Below are 237 nucleotides of genomic sequence, written 5' to 3'. Positions count from 1 at the left end.
CTGCTGCAATCAGCCAACCTATTGATGAGAGGATCACGTTGTGTATCACCGTGCCTCATACGAATAATGATATTCAGCTAAAATGGCAGACATCAGAAATACCTGCCTTGGCAGAATTACTCAAGGTACTTGCAACATGATCCGCATTGATGAAATCTGGCTCTCCACCCAACCTCTGGATATGCGAGCAGGGATGGATACGGTCATGGCGCAGATTATGAAAGCCTTTGGCTCAAT

1 pseudogene is annotated in these 237 nt (G+C 46.0%); it reads left to right on the top strand.

The annotated features are described in order from the left end of the window. A pseudogene (locus tag ACEO2X_RS14765) lies at positions 1-140 on the top strand (IS66 family insertion sequence element accessory protein TnpB); the annotation flags it as partial. Positions 141-237: the final 97 nt, after the last annotated feature.

It is taken from the genome of Acinetobacter sp. AL9, assembly GCF_041464035.1.
Lineage (GTDB): Bacteria > Pseudomonadota > Gammaproteobacteria > Pseudomonadales > Moraxellaceae > Acinetobacter > Acinetobacter towneri.
The sequence above is the reverse complement of the archived record's forward strand: the minus strand, read 5'-3'. Positions and strand labels throughout refer to the sequence as shown.